2 tRNA genes and 1 rRNA gene are annotated in these 1,027 nt (G+C 50.0%); all 3 read right to left on the reverse strand.

Features of this window, described 5'->3' with window-relative positions:
* Positions 1–410, reverse strand: a 23S ribosomal RNA gene (locus tag QLG07_RS02615); the annotation flags it as partial.
* A 207-nt stretch (positions 411–617) separates the two neighbouring features.
* Positions 618–693: transfer RNA gene (locus tag QLG07_RS02620), tRNA-Ala, on the reverse strand.
* A 154-nt stretch (positions 694–847) separates the two neighbouring features.
* Positions 848–924, reverse strand: a tRNA-Ile gene (locus QLG07_RS02625).
* Between the last annotated feature and the right edge of the window lie 103 nt (positions 925–1,027).

A 1,027-nucleotide genomic window follows, 5' to 3' on the forward strand; every position in this document is an offset into this window, starting at 1 on the left:
CCCCCATATTCAGACAGGATGTCACGTGTCCCGCCCTACTCATCGAACTCACAGCAGGTGCATTTTTGTGTACGGGAGTATCACCCTGTACCCTGCGACTTTCCAGACGCTTCCACTAATGCACAAGCTGATTCAGGTTCTGGGCTGTTCCCCGTTCGCTCGCCGCTACTGGGGGAATCTCGGTTGATTTCTTTTCCTCGGGGTACTTAGATGTTTCAGTTCCCCCGGTTCGCCTCATGCCACTATGTATTCATGACATGATAGTGTGACGTATCACACTGGGTTTCCCCATTCGGGTATCGTCGGTTGTTGCGGTTCATATCACCTTACCGACGCTTATCGCAGATTAGCACGCCCTTCATCGCCTCTGACTGCCTAGGCATCCACCGTGTACGCTTAGTCGCTTAACCTCACAACCCACAAGCGTCCCGAAGGACGGCATGCTGTCGTGAGCATTTGAGAGACTCGAACGCATCGTTAACTTCATTCTTATTACGGAGAATGAATACGACGCGTCGTTTCAATTTTCAGCTTGTTCCGGATTGTTAAAGAGCATAATACTTCGCAGCATGCTGTTATCCAGCACACTCTGAAGTATTTTATTTAGAAAAACAGTATGGTGGAGCTAAGCGGGATCGAACCGCTGACCTCCTGCGTGCAAGGCAGGCGCTCTCCCAGCTGAGCTATAGCCCCATACAGTCTTACAGAAACCATCTACGGTACCGGGTACACTTTCTTTTCCTTTATAGAAGAAAGAGAAAATGTAATTTGTGCTCAGGCAAGGCATGCAGGAGGGAAGTTTACGTTGGTAAACGACCGAGTGCATAACGCCGCATGAGTGCAAATTTGGTAGGCCTGAGTGGACTTGAACCACCGACCTCACCCTTATCAGGGGTGCGCTCTAACCACCTGAGCTACAAGCCTGTAGAGGTTTTTCTGCTCGTTACTTTTTCATCAGACAATCTGTGTGGACACTACGCGGGAAGGTATCTTCAGGTAAGGAGGTGATCCAACCGCAGGTTCCCCT

Source organism: Erwinia sp. V90_4, from assembly GCF_029967685.1.
Classification (GTDB): Bacteria; Pseudomonadota; Gammaproteobacteria; order Enterobacterales; family Enterobacteriaceae; genus Erwinia; species Erwinia aphidicola.